Genomic DNA, 17,838 nt, shown 5'->3' on the forward strand with positions numbered 1-17,838 from the left:
TTAACATAGAAAAGCCTCCCATTCCGGGAGGCTGAAAAGTTAGCGGAGACAACTTGTTAAACTACAGCGATCGCTCCTCCTAATGCAGAGAAAATGGCGGAGACGAATGCTGTGGCAAACAGCCACCACGCTGCTGTAGCTGCGGCTTTGCGGGTTTCTTCTGCTTGCCGCTGTGCTTGATGCTTTACCTGTTCTAAACGGCGTTGGGCTTCATGCTGTATGCGTTCTGCACGTTGCAATACTGTGTTGCGTGCCCGTTCAATTTGGTCGATGATCCGGTTGGCGTCTTCTTCGGAAATGTCCTCACGAGAACTCATAATTGCCACTAGGGTATCACGGTCAAAGGAGGACAGGCGATCGCGCAGGGCATCAAACCCCGCTTGGGGATCGTCAAAAACTGTGCGAACATCGCGCTTAATACTATCATAGTTAAGTTCCGGGCGATCCAGGGAGTTGAGATAGTTACGAATGCGGCCAAAAACCCCATCAATTGCATCTTGAATGCCCCGTTGAATGCTCCGCACTTGTTCGACAAATTGATCCCTTACGGACACCATATTATCGGCAATCTGTGCTGCTTCTTGATCAGAAATATCTTCCCGAATTTTCAGCAGGGCGATGATCGTAGAACGGTCAAACTGGGAAAGGCGATCGCCAAAACTTTCTACGCCGACTCGCGGATCGTGCAACAGTAATTGCAAGTCGCGTTTGATACCTTCAGGATTAAGTTCTTCTTTGCCAGTTTGGCGCAGATACTCTTCCAGATAACCTTTGAATGATTCTACTCTTTGCTGTGTGCGGCTAGCTAGACGACGAGGCGCACGTACAAAGTTACGAATCGAAGTTTGGGTGGAATCAATGATTTCATTGACTTGTTCTTCACTCAAGTCTTGGCGTTGACTGAGCAATTTCACTAGTGTATCCCGGTCTACCTGCGACAACCGACGGCGCAGTGCGACGGCTCCCTCTTTGGGGTTTTCAAACAATCTGGTCAAATCTCGCCCAATTCCTTCTGGATTCAGTTCTTGTTTCCCAGTATTCCGGAGATAATCTGCGATCGTTGTCGTCACAGAGTCGTATTGCTCTTTAGCTTTATCTACTACAGCTTGGGGTGTGTGGCGAATACTATGCCATGACTCTTCAGTAGTATTGATGATTTGATTAACTTGATCTTCACTCAAATCTTGCCGCTGACTCAACAATTGTACTAAGGTGTCGCGGTCAAAACGAGACAAGCGCGCCCGAATTGAGCTAATTCCAGCTTCAGGATCTTCCAGTAGCTTTTTGAAGTCGGCGCGGATGCCATCAGGATTCAGTTCTGATTTGCCTGTGTTACGCAGATATGATTCTACATTCAGCCACAGGGTTTCTGCTTGATATTGTGCCTGTTCTGCTAATCCTTTGGATTCTACCAAGACGCGATCGCGTTGTTTTTCCAACTCATCAAGAATGCTATCTACTTCATATAACTGGACGTCATTACGTTGTAGCAATATCTCCCGAATTTCTTGGCGGTCAAGGTGCGCTAGTCGTAATGTCAGGGTTTCATAATCTGCCTCTGAGTCTTCCAACAGTGGTTTAAAATTCTGCTCAATGCCTTCAGGTGTCAAATCTGCCTTGGGAGTAACGAGCAGATAACTTTCTACTGCGCGTTGCAAGTCTTGGACGATATCTCTTTCTTCAACAGCTCTCACTGTTATTAGCACTTCTTGGCGGACAGTTTCTAGCTGATTTGCAATGCGCTGAATTTGACCTTGGGTAAGCAATCCCCGTTTTTGCAAAATTTTGGCGAAATCATTGCTGGATAGTTGTTCTAGTTCCCTGCGGATGATTCCAGGGTCAGCTGCTGGGTCGTAGATGACATCATGAAATTCCTGGGCAATTCTTTCTGGACTCAGTTGCCAAGCATAAGTATTGTACAGGTAGTTTTCGACATCAGCCCGAATTGTGCTGTAGGGTTGTGATGGTGTTGGCAACCCTAGCTTATCTGCTTGGTCGGTGACTTTATCTTTAGCGCTAGTGAGACTACCCAAGATTTTTTCCACATCCAAATCAGACAGATCTGCGCGTCCCAACACAATGGCGCTTAAAGCAGATAGTCCTTGCTGGAGTGTACTTTGAATTGGCCCGGTAGCTGCCTTTTGGTCAGATTCTTTGGAACCACCCTTTTCTGCTAGTAACCGATCTAGCTTGGCATTGAGTTCGTCTGTTTTGTTTTGTCCTGGTGGAAGTGATTTCAGATAATCCATTAACTCACCCAAACGGTCTTCGGTGGGTGGTTGTTGACTTACCACTTGCTGCCAAACTTTATACAAGGTATCAGCAATGCGGCTAACATCTTTTTTGGAAAGATCGGTGCGGCTGCTGACTAACTCGATAAACTTTTGGCGGTCGATGTTGCGGATATCTGGAGTCCCAGCGATCGCTTTTAATTGCGGATCGTTGAGTAAATTTTCAAAATCACTCCGAATCTTTGACACATCTAGCTCTGGAGGACGGATCTTTTCTAAGTAATCTTCAATGTTTTCCCGGATACTCACGGGGTCGATGGCGCTTCCTAGTTCTCGACGGACGGCGGCGGCGGCGGCTTCAGCTGTGGCTACCACTTGGCTATTCACAGCTTTAGCGCCTAGTGCGGCGGTAGCAGTCCCCATAATCGCCTGAAACCCAGATGTTGCTGTATTGACAACTGAGCCAATTAAGGAGCCTACGGTGGTGGAACTTACCCAAACTAGGAGCAAAAAGTAAGCACCCCAAATCACCAAACCGAGAATCGCTCCCAATCCTCGGTCTGAGATCACAAGGCTCAATTTTACTGCTAGATAAGAAGCGATTAATAAGGCGACCGTCACAGTGAGTAATGTCCAAATCCCCACTGCTGTGCCGATTTTGCGAATGCTGCCGCCCAAACTTCCGACTTCCCCATTATCTGAATCCGAGTCAGATGAGTGCCCCAGGTAGGAAATACCGGCTGCAAGGGAGAGATTAGTTAGAACTAATTGGAAAGCAAAGGCAAGAATCACGCCGGAGATTAAAGCCACAAAAAAGCGCGGCCCGGAAATGAGAACAGATGCTTGTTCTGGTGTGACGTTTGAGCGTTCTACTGGAACCTGTGCTAACCACAATAGTGGTTTATGGAGTCCCACCATGATTTCCGTACTTTGGAACATTGGATTTCCTTCTACTAAGTTTAAATTTGGGGAAATTAAGAATTTCTTGAGAAGTAACTCTTAGTATTTATTATGTGTGTAATTATGGCAATACCTAACTCTTTAGATCAGAATCGTAGAATTTAGCTATTTAAAGCATCTCTCCAAAGGCTGAAAACCGTATCCAGCGTAAGATATAAATTTTAGTCTCCTTTAGTATAAATGTTAATAAAATTGGTAAGCCCTATTAATTAATTATCACTAATTTTTAATTTTAATTGCTCTCTTGAGAGGGAGTGATTCTATTGAAATACTAGTTATTTTCCAAATTATTTAAATAGATTTAAATATCTATTTTTTATCACCCTCTCCAGGTGGATTTGTTTTTAATAATACTTTCTAATAATCGTCCAGAAGAAGTGCTTGTGGTTTGTGTCTACAGGCAGAAAACATTCTAATTATTAATAGCTACACTAAACTTAACAAACGAATTGTTGAGGACAAAAAATGGCAACTCGCTTTTCCAGAGATTTGCCAATAATTTCAACAGAATACAATAATTGCGATGGCAATTATTTTGTGTTTGGTTGGACTCCTCAAGCCGAAATTTAGAACGGTCGTTTGCAATGATTGCCTTTCTTGCCTATTTAGTTTGGGATTTAGTTGGCTATAGCGTTCTGCGTGACGTTTTGCGCTTGATTGATTACTAAAGCATTAAAGAATAAAAACCAACTTGATTAGGAAGGAAAAAACAATGGAAACTCGTCCATCTACTGATTTATCATCTACTGCTAAAGCTTACAATGGCCGCGATCGCAATGAATTTCTGTTTGGTTTTACTCCTCAAGCCGAAATTTGGAATGGTCGCTTGGCAGCTATTGGTTTTCTTGCCTATTTACTTTGGGATTTAGCTGGTTATAGCGTCCTGCGCGACGTTTTACATCTGATTGGCTACTAGAAACTAAACACTTAAAAACCGACTAGATTTTGGAGAAAAAAAATGGCAATTAAAGAAACTCGTTCTTCTAGTGATTTACCACCTGTTGCACCCGAATACAACGGTATAGACCGTAATGCATTTTTGTTTGGTTTTACTCCCCAAGCCGAAATTTGGAATGGTCGTTTGGCGGCTATTGGCTTCCTTGCATATTTGCTTTGGGATTTGGCTGGTTATAGCGTCCTGCGCGACGTTTTACATCTGATTGGCTACTAGTAGCCTTACCACAATCATTATGATCGGTTAAAATACTCCTTATCTAAGCACTTTACTGCCTAGATAAGGACTAAATTGCTTACTACGAACTTATCAAAAAATTGAGCAACTTGCTTACTCTTCTCTTCTACTTATTTACCAATTGTTGTACTAGAATATAACGGTATCAATTTTCCAAACCCACCTTGCGAAGTTTAATTGGTTGCATAGTAGCGAAAAAAGCCACCTAGTTTTAGGTGACTTATCTACGATCAAAATTTGACAAAAGTTACTGAAATTTTAAACAGTTATTATTCATCAATAGAACTAGGAATGCCCAAAACAGCACAGGGAAAATTAGAACCTAGAGCCTCAATCATCGGATGATTGACAGAGTTGCAACCTAGAAACAGAATATCGGCAGCTTCTGATTTAACAACTTTGTTAAGTTCTGTGGCAATGGAGCCAAACCGCAGGTGAGATTTGAAGGAACCTTGCCATTCTTCAGCCAGACTTCGGGCTTGCCAGAGAATTATATCTGCTTGTTGTAGGGGAGTGATCGCTGTCTGTAATTTGGGTTGAGTTAATACCTGTGTGACAGACTTTGATACTTCACTGACTGGACATTCCAATGAAGGCTGTTGTTGGGGAAAGCTTAAAATATTTGGATACTGACTGCTTTGATTATCTTCTACCACGTAAACGGCTTGAACTGTAACTTCTGCATTAGTGGCCAAACGCGTTTGATGGGCAATCCAAAATGCAATATCTAATGCCGTATGACTCTTAGGAGATGCGTCATAAGCAACAATTAGATTAACTGCTTTCACCTTTTGAGGTTTTTTAGAAAAAGGTTTGTTTGGTTCTGGCAACAGTACCATTTGTTCAATTAAGTCATCTCGGCCTGTGGCACTTTGCAGACGTGCTAACATTGGCTTGATTTGCACAGCTTTACTTCTCCTAATGAAATGAATTAGCAATGAGAAGCAGGGCGACCAATTTTAGATTTTGGACTTCGGCTCCTTTCGGCTTCGCTCAAGGCAAGTCGCTCAGTCGAACGATTTTGGATTTTAGATTGAGTGACGATAACCAAAATTTCAAATCTTAAATCAGTTAAGGAAACCCCAATAAGAACTGTATTACAGCCAAAGTCTTGGGGGTTCCTTCCATTGCCTACGGAGTTAGCTGACGGGCTAAGACTGGAAGGTGTCTCTCGTAAGATTAGCCCCAAACATTGGTTCCTCCGTTCCAAATCCAGCTTTCATGAATTTGAATTAGGCTACCCACTAAAAAAATGATAATCTAATTTACTCGTCTTGAGCAAAATATCGATCGAGGAAATTTAAGGCATGGTTGCGGAGTTCAAAATACTCTTTTGAGTTTCGCATGGCGGCGCGATCGCGTGGACGCTCAAAAGGAACTTCTAAAATCTCCCCGATACTAGCAGCTGGGCCATTGGTCATCAAGACGATGCGATCGGACATATAAATTGCTTCGTCTACATCGTGGGTAATCATCATCACTGCTTGACGATTATTTTCCCAAATATCCAATACCTGCTGCTCTAATTTGCCACGAGTTAGTGCATCTAGCGCCCCAAAAGGTTCATCCATCAGCAACATTTTGGGACGAATTGCTAAGGCTCTGGCAATACCTACTCGTTGTTTCATACCTCCAGAAATTTCATCAGGATATTTGTCAGCCGCCGCCGTCAAGTTTACCATTGCCAAGTGTTGATTTACAATGCTAATTTTTTCAGCCCTCTTAGCATTTTTTAACACTTCATCCACGGCTAAACGGATATTTTCTCGCACTGTTAACCAAGGTAACAGCGAATAGTTCTGAAATACCATCATCCTTTCTGCTCCCGGCTGACGAATTTCTTGTCCATCTAGCCTGACTGAGCCGGAAGTTGCTTTTTCTAAACCAGCTACTATCTTTATTAGAGTTGATTTCCCACAACCTGAGTGACCAATTACAGAAATATATTCATCTTCACCAATCGTCAGATTAACCCCATCTAAAACGACAAAGTTATCTTTATCAGGTGTCGGATAAGACTTGACTAAATTTTCAATTTCTAAAAATCCAGGACGGGGCATAACTTCGGTCTGGGTATTAATAGGTAATGAGGTATATTCCATCATCAAAGGCTCCGGAAATAATTTAGTCAATCAATATTTGAACTTGGGATTTAAGACATGAAAAAACGAGTGGGAGCGTTAGCCCTGATGGCAAAACTATTCAGATAACCCACCGGATCGCTGGGGTCGAAGCCTTTCTTATCTATAAATACCTCTGGTGGTTCGACCTTGTAATCATCCTTGGGACACTTGATGCCCATTTCCGATGCTATCTCCCGATATAAATCTGCTCTCCAGCCAAGTTCTGCTAGTTTCTCGGCATTTTTGGGAAATTCCTTAATTTGTCCCCACCGCGCTGCTTGTGTCATCAACCAAATACTTCTCGATCTCCATAAAAATGTTGAGTGTTCTCCTGGCTGTTTGGGAAGGTTGTCAGGAATATCGAAGAAAATCGTGGTGTCAGCGGCTTTGATGGTGCGGTCTTTGCCGTCAAAGCCGCCATAGTTATAGTTGCCGAGAATTCCGGGACTTGTAAATTTCGCGATTGGGGCATTTTTCTTTTTGGGTCTAGCACCTGTAAAGGAACGGTCTGTAATCAGTTCGGCTACTTCTTGGCGGTTCTCTACTTTGCTGCAATACTGGCAAGCTTCAATCATCGCTTTGACGAGGGAACGATAGGTTTTGGGATATTTGTCAATAAAAGATTCCATTACCCCCAACAAACGATCTGGGTGTCCCAACCAGACTTCTTTGCCTTGTGCGAAGGTAAAACCAATGTTTTCATTACCTGTAATTGCTCGTGTATTCCAGGGTTCTGCAACCATATAAGCTTGCATCGCACCAATCCGCACGTTTGTTACCATTTGGGGGGGCGGAACGATGATGATCCGAAACTCCTTGAGGGGATCGACACCAGCGGCGGCGGATACATAGCGGACAAAGTATTCGTAAATAGCGGAACTCAGAACAACTGCCCAAACTCTGCGTTCTGGCGGCTGCTTGTCAAAATAGCCTCGGAAATCGCGTCCAAAGGCTTCTAGCGCGCCATCGCCATATTTTTCTTGATACTCGTACCACGGACGCAACCCAAAATCCCACATGGCTTTGTTCATCGTCATGGCGTTACCGTGGCGGTGAATGGTCATGGCTGCACACAAGGGGGCGTGGCGTGCGCCTTCAGCACCAATTCTGGCATTGGTGACTGCACCGGATACTACGGGCGAAGCATCCAAACGACCAAATATTAAACCGTCGCGGGAAGTAGCCCAACTGGCCTCGCGGTTAAGTGTGACGTTCAAACCATATTTGCGGAAGAAGCCTTTTTTCCAGGCGATCGCAAATGGCGCACAATCATTAACGGGAACGTAACCAATAGTAAGGTCAGATTTTTCTAGGTCTTGGGATCTAACTACTGGTTGTACAGCTAAGGCTTCTTCAGTCAATCCTTTAGCTGATCTATCTCCTGAAATCGCACAGGAAGATAACGCTATTCCGGTTGTGGTTGCTCCGATTCCTTTGATAAAGTCTCGTCGAGTCCAGTTATGATCACCCATTCTTGTAGCTCCATTGGTGATTAATTACTCACGCTCCAGGTGCAGAGTATCGTTACATTTTGCTCTTTTGAATGCAGCCAAATTTATTAGTTGGAAGTTGTAGGGCGATGGGTGACAAATTCTTGGATTTTACCCACAGCGTAATCTAAAATTAACCCAGTTAAGCCAATTATGAACACAGCTAAAAAGACTGAACTTAGGTTTAACCGACTCCATTCATCCCAGACAAAAAAGCCAATACCAACACCGCCTGTGAGCATTTCCACCGCGACAATCACTAGCCAAGCTATCCCTAAACTAATTCGTAAGCCGGTAAAAATATACGGCAAACTTGCAGGCAAAATTATTTTTGTAATCCGTCGCCAACGCGGCATTTCCAAAACTCGTGCCACATCTAAATAATCTTGGGGAACGCTAGAAACTCCTAAGGCTGTATTAATAATTGTCGGCCATAAGGAAGTTATGAATATCACAAAAATGGCGGAAGGATCTGCTAAGTTGAAAATTGCTAAAGCGATGGGTAGCCAAGCTAGAGGCGATACTGGTTTAAAAATTTGAATGATCGGATTAAACGCTAGCATTGCGCGTCTGGACATACCAATTAGAAACCCCAGAGGAATCGCTACTACCGCACCTAATAAAAAGCCCAGTAATACTCGACGCAGACTTGCTATCAACAACCAACCTATTCCTAAGTTACCTGGGCCTCGCTGGTAGAAGGGATTTAAGATGTAGTCTAGATTCGCGATTAGCGCTTCTGGTGGAGTGGGCATCAATTCATGATTAGCAAGTGCAATAATCCACCACAGTACAATTATTCCCAAGAAGCCCAATACAGGTAGAATGAAGACATCTTTGAGGATGACAGGTTTTGCCTTTTTCCAAGTTGCTTGTCCAGCGATCGCGGCGATCGCTGCTAAATTTAGTTGAAATATCATCTACGACCTCAACAGATTTAAGTGCAGGTACAAAAAAATCGAGCAGTACCAGCCTTGGACACCGATGAGATCGGAACATTATAAAAATGCCGTCTCTTCAGTCTCCTCTCAATGCCTACGAAGTTAGCTGACGGGCTAGGGCTGAGAGATGCCCTTCTAAAAAAAGTTATGAGTTATGAGTTGAATATTTACTAAAGTAACTTCTAACTCCTGACTTTCTCTGAGATACGCCCCACAATTTGGTTCCTCCGCTCCAACATCACGCACTGTGATCTGTTAGATTAGGCTGACTTACTCTAAGTAAATACTTAAGTTTTGTACATTTTAACATTGATATAAACAATATAACATAGATGGTACTTCAGTGAAAGTATCTGTCTGCTGATAGTTGTTGTTTCTTTTGTTATTTCAGTCGTCTGGCTAACCTAACTTTTCGCTAATCCAGAAAATTGATAATTTTTATTATCTTGTGAATCAAATCCTTGCACAGTGAGCTAAATAATTTTGTTAAGTCAAGTCACAAGGCTGTTAATTGCTAGACTTCTATCGATAAAATCAAGATATATATTATACTTTTTAAAATTTATGTATGAGTATTAATGCTCATCAATAGCCAAATTCTGTTAAATCTATTTAATTTGGTAGATGAAAAATATTACTAATTGTGGTACAACGCCACTATAGTCGCTAAACTATTTGGATATGGAAGTTTACTCATCTATCTTCTAGCTGAATTTAACATAATGGATTTTAGTCAAGTACTGGCTGAAAAAACGGAAACTATCCTTGATAAATGGATTTTAACGGTTCGTAGGGATAGACGGATTGAAAGTGCTGATGACTTATCTTATACAGCGGTAAAAGATCACATTCCTGATGTTTTGAAAGCTATGGTGACAGTGCTTTCAAAATCTCAAGAGAATGATATTCAATCAATGGTTACTGCCAGTTTTCAGCATGGAGCGATTCGAGCCGAACAAGGTTTTGATCCAGCAGAAATTGCCAGAGAATATCATCTGCTGCGAACAGTAATATTTGATGCTCTACAACCAGAATTATTAAAGGGAATCCCGTCAGAGATAATTCGTTCCATGCGTTTGATTGACGCTATTATAGACGAAGCGATCGCTCGATGTTTCAAGAGTTATGTTGAGGAACGCTTACGGGAATTACAGAAGTTGCAAGCATCACTAACGCTCCATAATGATGAACTCACGCGGCTAATTAGCGCTAATCAAGAGTATCTTTCCCAACTAGCCCACGAATTGAAACATCCTCTAACTTCCATTATTGGTTATTCGGATCTGTTTTTACGCCAACAACGACGAAAGACTGATATCAAAGACAGGTTTAGCAATTTAGAACATATTGAGCGAGTACTACGCAATGGTAGACAGTTACTCCATCTCATTAATGATGTACTAGAACTTTCGCGCTATGAGGCAGGGCAGATTAAACTCCAATCAGCACCTACCGATGTGCGTGTATTAATCGATAATGTATGTGAAATGTTCGAACCTTTAGCTGCGGGAAAAAATCTACAAATCGTAGTCGATTGCGATCGCATCCCTGAAAAATTAATCACAGATTGTTTTCTATTGCAACAAATTTTTACAAATCTTATTAGTAATGCGATTCGTTATACAGAGTCGGGGACTGTTATTATCATGTGTCAGGTGTTGGAGAACCAGAGATGGGCGATGGCAGTTTCTGACACTGGAGTTGGCATTGCATCGGAAAACCAAGCCCAGATATTTGAACCCTACTTTCGCGTGAGTTATAGCGATCGTCCCTATCTTCCTGATAGTACAGGATTGGGATTAGCGATCGTCTCGCGTTTAGTAAAACTATTGCAAGGTCAAATTAACCTAGCCTCGCAGGTAGGCGTTGGTTCTACTTTTACCGTAATTTTTCCTTTAGAAGTGGGATTTTAAAAGCGACTGGAAGTCGCGGCTACACAAGCAAAGTCCACCTTTCCTGCGGAACGCTACGCCAACGTGGACTAAGAATTAAGAGAAAATCAAGGGTTTGTTAACCTGCGCAGGCAGGTAAAGTCTCGTGTAGCCGCGATTTCCAATCGCCACGGCTTAGGGATGATGTCTACCATCCCCATTTTCTATCTTTCGATTTCATCTACTGCTTTGGGAACCCCCGCAGTTAACACCTCATGTCCCCCAGGTGTAACTAACACATCATCCTCAATCCGAATACCAATGCCAATCCATCGAGGATCAGTCTCCGGCTGGTCTTCTGCTAGTTTGGTATCTGGCACAATATATAGTCCTGGTTCAACTGTCAAAATTTGACCTGGTTGTAAAATTTGAGGTTTGTCTTCACCATGCTGATAAACACCGACATCATGGACATCTAAACCTAACCAGTGACTGGTGCGGTGCATATAATATGGTTTATATTTCTCTTCTTCAATTAACTTATCAATTTCACCTTTGAGAATGCCAAGTTCGACTAAACCTTCTGTGATAACGCGCACTGCTGTATCGTGAACTAATTTGAAGGGATTACCTGGTTGGACTTGAGCGATCGCTTGTTTTTGCGCTTCTAAAACAATCTCATACAGCGTCTTTTGTTCTGGCGTAAACTTACCCCCTACAGGAAATGTCCGCGTAATATCCGAGTTGTAATAACCGTAAGCACAACCGGCATCAATTAGTAGTAATTCTCCATCCTGCATTTGACGATTATTTTCAATGTAGTGGAGTACACAAGCATTTACACCAGAAGCCACAATCGAAGGATAAGCAGGCCCTAAGCCACCCCGCACTCGAAAGATCCGTTCCATCTCCGCCTGTATTTCATACTCATAACGTCCCGGTGCAGCAATTTCTTGGGCATAATTGTGCGCTTCAGTAGCGATCGCAGCTGCTTGACGCATCAATTCCAACTCAGCTTCGCTTTTGATCAATCTCATGCTGTTGAGGACAGGGCCAGTATCTTCAATAGCGATCGGCCCTGTACCGCGCTTCGGATAAGTTCGCAATAAACTTTGATAATGTCTTAGAATTTGATCGTTAAAATTGCGATCGCGTCCTAAGTGATAATAAATCCGGCTGGCTTTTTCTAAATATTGCGGCAACTTTTCATCTAACTCGCTAATCGGGTACGCTTCATCAGCACCATAAATTTCCTTGGCTGCATCTACCCCACAAAGATAACCAGTCCATACTTCCTTTTCGCGATCCTTCGGTTGGACAAATAGCACAAACCGATGTTCTGAATGATGCGGCGCTAACACTGCTACTGCTTGTGGTTCATTAAAACCAGTCAAGTAAAAAAAATCACTATCTTGGCGATAAACATACTCGACATCATTGTGCATCACTGCCATTGGCGCACTGCGAAAAATGGCTGTACCATCACCAATTTTTGCCATTAACTGCTCGCGACGCTGCCGATATTCTGCTTGCATAGTTGATGTACTTTTAAAAGTATTGTGTTATTTTACACTTTCGGCAACTAGCAGATGCACAGATTATGCCTCTTAATAGTTGCTAATCTAAATTATTCTAACCAATATTTGTTTGCACTCAAGTTATAAATTATTGGAGAAGAATTAATTATCTCGAAAGACTCAGATTTCCTAGTTTTTAAACAATTCGGAAATCTTGTTGTTATCGAATGATTTAGGATATTCATGAAGTTAAATAAGTTTTAAATATTTATTTTATACAAATTTTGGTATTTCATAAATTTAACAACACACAGTAAAAAATATGTCAACTCAACCCATAATAAAAAAAGCGATCGCTTATGTAACTAAGAAAGATGAATTAATGGTGTTTACACATACTGATTTTCCGGAAGCTGGCGTGCAAGTACCTGCTGGTACAGTTGAAGAAAGTGAGGAGCCATCTGAAGCTGTACTGCGAGAAATTTATGAATAATCTGGTGTTAAGGGAGTTCGGATGATTGAGTTATTGGGTATTTATCAATACAATATGACACCCTATCGGAATGAAATTCAAGAACGTTATGTTTATCATCTCGAATTAACTCGGCCTACACCATCTACTTGGCGGCATTGGGAAATACATCCAAGTATCAGCAAAAACCCTATAGCCTTTGATTTTTATTGGGTTAAATTGGATAGCTCAAATTTAGGACTAGCTGGTGGGTGGTCAAGGTTATTTTTTATCTAAGCTTGTTTACAAAATAAAAAATAGTGGATCTTCAGCCAATACTTAAGAAAGTGCCAAGAAAATAAAGGCAAGATTATACAAATTTATTAGGAATAATCTAGCGATCGCTTCTATCTTAAGTAAGTTGGTATAATTAAACATAAAATAAAATTCTAGTTCGTAGTTAGAAATTCATCTCTCAAAACAAGGATTATCAAGATTATCTAAGTTTAGAAAAAATATATAGCTAGTGTGGATATTTTTATCTGACTGATTACCAGTTAAAGATACAAGTAAATTTTTGATACAACATTTAAATGTCAAAAAAAATAGATAAAGGAATCAGCTTTTGTTTATCAATAATCAGATATAAAATACAAAAAGTATTTTATAATTGCTTGTGTAGAACTTTAAAATTTTAGAACAATGGTTTAAAATAAACAGATATTTATCTTCAATAAGTGACATTAACAAAGAAAAAATAGTTATAAAGAAATGTTGAAAACCAGGTAAATGTTATTTCGTTACAGAAAGAGATTGGCAAAAAAAGTTAAAAGAATATAACAACCAATCATAAAAATAAACCATGTCTGGAAATCAAAATTCCTCACCCTTAGCTTTGAATACATCTCGATTGGTATCAGATTCTTTTGCAAAATCAGAAATCTTGACAACTTCTCTTAAGAGTTTAAATTATGATTTGGGGTTTGGAAATAAGAGTTCTTCACTAGCACTAGAAAGTAAACCGGTGACTGCGCCTGTTAAAACGTCAGCAAATCCCAATCCTAATCCTTACTTAACTAGTGCGGCGATTACTCCTGACTTTAACGGTGATGGTAAAACAGATAAAGTTTGGGTCAATTCTTCAACTGGTGAGATTATCATTCGGTTGATGGATGGCGCAACAGTTCTCGAACAGGGTTCTTTAGGTCAATTTGACCTATCCGCCTATGATTACAAAATTGCTGACTTCAATGCTGATAGCAAAACCGACTTCTTGTTACGCAATAAGACAACCGGTGAGAATAGCGTTGTCCTGATGGATGGAACCAAAGTTGGTAGTGCGGCTGCTCTAAGTAGCGTCGATCCAGCCTGGACTCCTCAGATTGGAGATTTCAATGGCGATCGCAAAACCGATATCTTCTGGCATAATGCCACAACTGGCGAGAACGCTATTTGGGAGATGGATGGTACAACAGTTCTGAATGCGACTGTTCTAGACACTACAGACGCAGCGTATACTCCTACCATTGTTGATTTCGACGGCAATGGCAAGAGTGACATCTTCTGGCGCAATCTGACAACTGGCGATAACGTCGCTTGGTTTATGGATGGTACGCAAAAGACTGACTTTGCGCTGCAATCACAAGATCCCGCCTGGACTGCTAGCCTTGGTGATTTCAACGGCGACTATAAGACTGACATTCTGTGGAGAAACGCCCAAACAGGTGAGAACAAAGTTTGGACGATGAATGGCATCTTAGTCACAGAGGGTGCTTTGGGGACACTTGACTCATCTTGGACTTCCAAAATTGGTGATTTCAACGGTGATGGCAAGACCGATATCTTCTGGCACAATGGAAGCACAGGTGCGAACACCGCTTGGTTGATGGATGGTACAACAGTAGCAACTGAAGCTTTCTTACCAGCTAATAATGCGGCTTTGACACCATCCCTTGGCGATTTTAACGGCGATGGCAAGACTGATATCTACTGGCGCGATCAGACAGCAGGTACAGACAACATTTGGACTATAAATGAAACGACAGCAGTTGAGACTCCCGTCAGCGACGCAGATAAGCTGACCGGAGAGTGGTATACGTTCTAAAATCAGAAATCAGAATTTAGGAGATGGAGATGGAGGGAGGAGTGATTATTCTCCCCCTGCTTCCTCTGCTTCTTTCCTAGTCTCCAATCACCAGTCCTCTTTATTCAAAATTTGTAACTCAAAACCTGAATTTCCCCCTTTTCCGGCAATTTACCAGGGCTAATGGAAATACTATCTCCATTGCTACGCTGCACTGTCATACCTTGCATCAAGGTCAGAAAATTATCCAGTGGTGAAAGATCGCACTTAGCAGCATCAGCCGCTTGTGTACGGTAATGAGTCGGAATCACTAACTTGGGATTTAATACTTGAACAGCCTGCTTTGCTTCCTCAGCATTGTAGGCTTTTGCACTGCCTCCCACTGGAATAAACGCTACATCGGGACGCCCCATCAAGATTTTTTGCTCAATGGAAATGGGTGCAGCGGCTCCGCCTAAGTGTAGGATATTGATTCCGCCTTGCTTCCAACTCCAAGCGGTATTTGAGCCAAACTGCTTACCACCTTTGCGATCGTGGTCTATGGCAACTCCTTGGAATTTAATACCTTTAAACTCATAGACTCCTGGTTCATAGATGAGTTTTGCATTTCCCGGTAGTACATCCACAGCACCTTCATCTAGCAGTTGGCTGCTAATCAGTACCAAATCAGCTGCAACTTTTGGGGGACGATACCCAGCTGTACAACCGACCGACCGAAATGGATTGATAAGAACTTTCGCACCACCACCAGTAAAAAGAAAGCAAGTATGACCCAACCACTTAACTGATAAACTGCTAGATTGTGCGTCAGCTTGAGATTCAGAACCCAAGGTAGTAACCAAAGCTGTTACCAACCCCGCCCCAGCATAGCCCATCAACTGTCGTCGTTTCATTAATTATGCTCTTGACTGTAACTGTTCCAGAAAATTTCGCAATAACAGTTTTCCTGAAGATGTCAGGACACTCTCTGGGTGAAACTGGACGCCCTGAATGTGAGGATAGTTCCGGTGTCGTACTCCCATAATGGTGTTATCTTCAACCCAAGCGGTGATTTCTAACACATCTGGGCAAGTCTCACGTTCGATTACCAAACTATGATACCTGGTGGCCGTTAGAGGATTTTCTAATCCACGGAAAACCCCCACCCCAGTGTGAGACACCTGAGAGGTTTTGCCATGCATCAACTCTGGAGCAAGAATTATTTTACCACCGAACACTTGACCAATGCTTTGATGTCCCAAACAAACACCCAAAATTGGTAACTCTTGGCCTAGCTGTTCAATCAATTCTAAAGAAATACCGGCATCTTCCGGGCGACCAGGCCCAGGAGAAATAACTACAGCTTCCGGCTTTAATGCCCGAATCTCATCTATGGATATCTTGTCGTTACGAAAAACTTTAATATCATCTGCCACTGGGAACTCTGAAGCCAATTCTCCCAGGTACTGCACTAAATTATATGTAAAACTATCGTAATTATCGATAACTATAATCAAAGCTTATCACTCCTGGTTTTTATCACTTATCAGTTGCAAAAAGCATGGACAAGTATCTCATGCTATTTGTTCGCTAGGTGTAAAAATAACGCTGACGTGGACGCGTAAGTATAAAGCGGCTACTCTGCGGCCACTTCCTAAAGATTACCAAGTAATCCTTTAGCCAGGATGCTTGGCACGTAGGCGTAGCCCGTCGTAGACATCGCACGACTTAAATTTTGAATATATTCTGCAAAGGGAATTCGGATAGAGTGTGATTTTCTTAATGAGTCACTTAGCGATGCCTGCGGTAAATGCTCGCCTACGCAAATCACATTTACAAAGCCGATATAATTAACGTTACCAGAGGAGGGAGCAATAGCGTACCTGCTACTAACATCGCTACGAAAGCAGAGACAAGCACTGCACCAGCCGCACAATCTTTAGCAATTTTTGCCAAATCATGGTATGTCTGCTTAACGGTTAAGTCCACAACGGACTCGATCGCTGTATTTAGTAACTCTAATGCCAAAACTAAACCACTAGTTATACCAATTACCGCTATTTCCACCGCTTGCAGATGCAAAAAAACGCTTAAAGCGATAGCCATTGCACAAACACTTATGTGGATGCGAAAATTACGTTGAGTTTGAAAACTATAGCTGATTCCAGCCCAGGCATATTTAAAACTAACAAATAAATTAGAGGCTACTTTCCAGGAGAATTCCCGTTCGTTAGACACTAGTGTTTGTAACGAGGTAGGCGTTGGTGATGGAGAAATTTTTTGGGACATAGACTTAAAAACACAAGAACAGAGTTGCTACAGTAGGAATATTCGCCGATCTTAATGGCAGAATTAACTTTGAGGCAATCTTTAGGCAACTTTTCCACAGAAGTATTATAAAAGTATTACCCAAAATTGACATTAAGAGATACATCAGCTACTGCTATTCCATGTCAATAGCAATACCTATTGCATTCAGCAATTTCACTTGCTGTTTTAACATTCGCTCCAAACTTTTTTCATCAGGATGATCCCAGCCCAACAGATGCAACAAACCGTGAGCAGCTAACCACGCTAGCTCGGTTGGTAAGCTATGTTCCTGTTGTTGAGCTTGGCGTTGTGCTGTATCTACAGACACAATAATATCACCTAAGTATAATGGTACAGAGGCAAGCATTTCTTTGCTTTGAGGAAAATCCACCTCCAAAGCAGCAAAGGCTAAAACGTCTGTCGGCTTATTTTGCTGACGATATTGAGCATTCAGTTCTTGAATTTGCGAGTCATCTGTCAAACGCAGCCCAATTTCATAACTTGGCGCTGGTGGAATCTGAGGGTGAAGTATTTCCAGCCAGTGATTAAACCAGTTTTCCCAAGTTTCAGGAGTAATTCGGGTATTAGTCTCGTCAATCTTTACAGATGTTGTCGGGGACAACTCATAAAAATACTCCTCCACATATAGTTCAACTCTCAGGGGCACACAGTCTCCTTGTCTGAGGTTTA

16 protein-coding genes and 2 riboswitches are annotated in these 17,838 nt (G+C 41.9%); of the genes, 6 read left to right on the top strand and 10 right to left on the bottom strand.

Going from position 1 to position 17,838, the window contains the following annotated elements; all coding sequences use genetic code 11:
- Positions 1 to 56: 56 nt before the first annotated feature.
- Entirely contained in the window at positions 57 to 3,170 is a 3,114-nt protein-coding gene (locus tag V7L12_RS09945) for an MFS transporter (protein WP_335084175.1), read from the bottom strand.
- 733 nt (positions 3,171 to 3,903) lie between these two features.
- Between V7L12_RS09945 and V7L12_RS09955 the strand changes: the two genes are divergently transcribed.
- Together V7L12_RS09955 and V7L12_RS09960 are read left to right on the top strand one after the other, a co-directional pair.
- Complete coding sequence (locus V7L12_RS09955) at positions 3,904 to 4,107, top strand: high light inducible protein (protein ID WP_292778497.1); 204 nt, start codon at positions 3,904 to 3,906, stop codon at positions 4,105 to 4,107.
- A 42-nt stretch (positions 4,108 to 4,149) separates the two neighbouring features.
- The gene (locus V7L12_RS09960) at positions 4,150 to 4,362 is read left to right on the top strand and encodes a high light inducible protein (RefSeq protein ID WP_335084176.1); all 213 of its coding nucleotides are present in this window, start codon (positions 4,150 to 4,152) and stop codon (positions 4,360 to 4,362) included.
- A gap of 290 nt (positions 4,363 to 4,652) precedes the next feature.
- Here the strand turns inward: V7L12_RS09960 and V7L12_RS09965 are convergent, their stop codons facing one another.
- From V7L12_RS09965 to ntrB, 4 genes are all read right to left on the bottom strand, one after another.
- On the bottom strand, positions 4,653 to 5,273 hold the full coding sequence (locus tag V7L12_RS09965; protein WP_335084424.1) for a universal stress protein: 621 nt from the start codon (positions 5,271 to 5,273) through the stop codon (positions 4,653 to 4,655).
- 223 nt (positions 5,274 to 5,496) lie between these two features.
- Positions 5,497 to 5,632: riboswitch (cyclic di-AMP (ydaO/yuaA leader) on the bottom strand.
- A gap of 16 nt (positions 5,633 to 5,648) precedes the next feature.
- Positions 5,649 to 6,485, bottom strand: coding sequence for an ABC transporter ATP-binding protein (locus V7L12_RS09970; RefSeq protein WP_335084425.1), 837 nt, complete (start codon positions 6,483 to 6,485; stop codon positions 5,649 to 5,651).
- 50 nt (positions 6,486 to 6,535) lie between these two features.
- Positions 6,536 to 7,978 (bottom strand): ABC transporter substrate-binding protein, encoded by a 1,443-nt coding sequence (locus V7L12_RS09975; protein ID WP_335084177.1) that lies wholly within the window; start codon positions 7,976 to 7,978, stop codon positions 6,536 to 6,538.
- A gap of 86 nt (positions 7,979 to 8,064) precedes the next feature.
- The gene (gene ntrB, locus V7L12_RS09980) at positions 8,065 to 8,916 is read right to left on the bottom strand and encodes a nitrate ABC transporter permease (RefSeq protein ID WP_335084178.1); all 852 of its coding nucleotides are present in this window, start codon (positions 8,914 to 8,916) and stop codon (positions 8,065 to 8,067) included.
- A 97-nt stretch (positions 8,917 to 9,013) separates the two neighbouring features.
- Positions 9,014 to 9,214: riboswitch (cyclic di-AMP (ydaO/yuaA leader) on the bottom strand.
- Positions 9,215 to 9,659: 445 nt separating this feature from the next.
- On the opposite strand from ntrB, the gene V7L12_RS09985 reads away from it, so the two are divergent.
- Complete coding sequence (locus V7L12_RS09985) at positions 9,660 to 10,850, top strand: sensor histidine kinase (protein WP_335084179.1); 1,191 nt, start codon at positions 9,660 to 9,662, stop codon at positions 10,848 to 10,850.
- Positions 10,851 to 11,032: 182 nt separating this feature from the next.
- On the opposite strand, the gene V7L12_RS09990 is transcribed toward V7L12_RS09985, so the two are convergent.
- The gene (locus V7L12_RS09990) at positions 11,033 to 12,343 is read right to left on the bottom strand and encodes an aminopeptidase P N-terminal domain-containing protein (RefSeq protein ID WP_335084180.1); all 1,311 of its coding nucleotides are present in this window, start codon (positions 12,341 to 12,343) and stop codon (positions 11,033 to 11,035) included.
- A gap of 304 nt (positions 12,344 to 12,647) precedes the next feature.
- On the opposite strand from V7L12_RS09990, the gene V7L12_RS09995 reads away from it, so the two are divergent.
- The 3 genes from V7L12_RS09995 (at position 12,648) to V7L12_RS10005 (ending at position 14,880) form a co-directional block, all read left to right on the top strand.
- Positions 12,648 to 12,818: an NUDIX domain-containing protein gene (locus V7L12_RS09995; protein ID WP_334824447.1), complete on the top strand. Its 171-nt coding sequence runs from the start codon at positions 12,648 to 12,650 to the stop codon at positions 12,816 to 12,818.
- A gap of 21 nt (positions 12,819 to 12,839) precedes the next feature.
- A complete protein-coding gene (locus tag V7L12_RS10000) occupies positions 12,840 to 13,073 on the top strand; it encodes a hypothetical protein (RefSeq protein ID WP_335084181.1) in 234 nt (77 codons plus the stop codon).
- Between the two features lie 565 nt (positions 13,074 to 13,638).
- Complete coding sequence (locus V7L12_RS10005; RefSeq protein ID WP_335084182.1) at positions 13,639 to 14,880, top strand: FG-GAP repeat domain-containing protein; 1,242 nt, start codon at positions 13,639 to 13,641, stop codon at positions 14,878 to 14,880.
- 104 nt (positions 14,881 to 14,984) lie between these two features.
- On the opposite strand, the gene V7L12_RS10010 is transcribed toward V7L12_RS10005, so the two are convergent.
- The 4 genes from V7L12_RS10010 to ybeY form a co-directional block, all read right to left on the bottom strand.
- The gene (locus tag V7L12_RS10010) at positions 14,985 to 15,752 is read right to left on the bottom strand and encodes an MBL fold metallo-hydrolase (protein WP_335084183.1); all 768 of its coding nucleotides are present in this window, start codon (positions 15,750 to 15,752) and stop codon (positions 14,985 to 14,987) included.
- A 3-nt stretch (positions 15,753 to 15,755) separates the two neighbouring features.
- Complete coding sequence (locus V7L12_RS10015; protein ID WP_335084184.1) at positions 15,756 to 16,355, bottom strand: anthranilate synthase component II; 600 nt, start codon at positions 16,353 to 16,355, stop codon at positions 15,756 to 15,758.
- A 316-nt stretch (positions 16,356 to 16,671) separates the two neighbouring features.
- Positions 16,672 to 17,127 carry a diacylglycerol kinase family protein gene (locus V7L12_RS10020; RefSeq protein WP_335084185.1) on the bottom strand — a complete coding sequence of 152 codons (456 nt, stop codon included), beginning with the start codon at positions 17,125 to 17,127 and terminating at the stop codon, positions 16,672 to 16,674.
- Between the two features lie 154 nt (positions 17,128 to 17,281).
- Positions 17,282 to 17,809 carry an rRNA maturation RNase YbeY gene (gene ybeY / locus V7L12_RS10025; RefSeq protein WP_335084426.1) on the bottom strand — a complete coding sequence of 176 codons (528 nt, stop codon included), beginning with the start codon at positions 17,807 to 17,809 and terminating at the stop codon, positions 17,282 to 17,284.
- Positions 17,810 to 17,838 lie beyond the last annotated feature (29 nt).

It is taken from the genome of Nostoc sp. (genome assembly GCF_036918245.1).
Taxonomy (GTDB): domain Bacteria; phylum Cyanobacteriota; class Cyanobacteriia; order Cyanobacteriales; family Nostocaceae; genus Nostoc.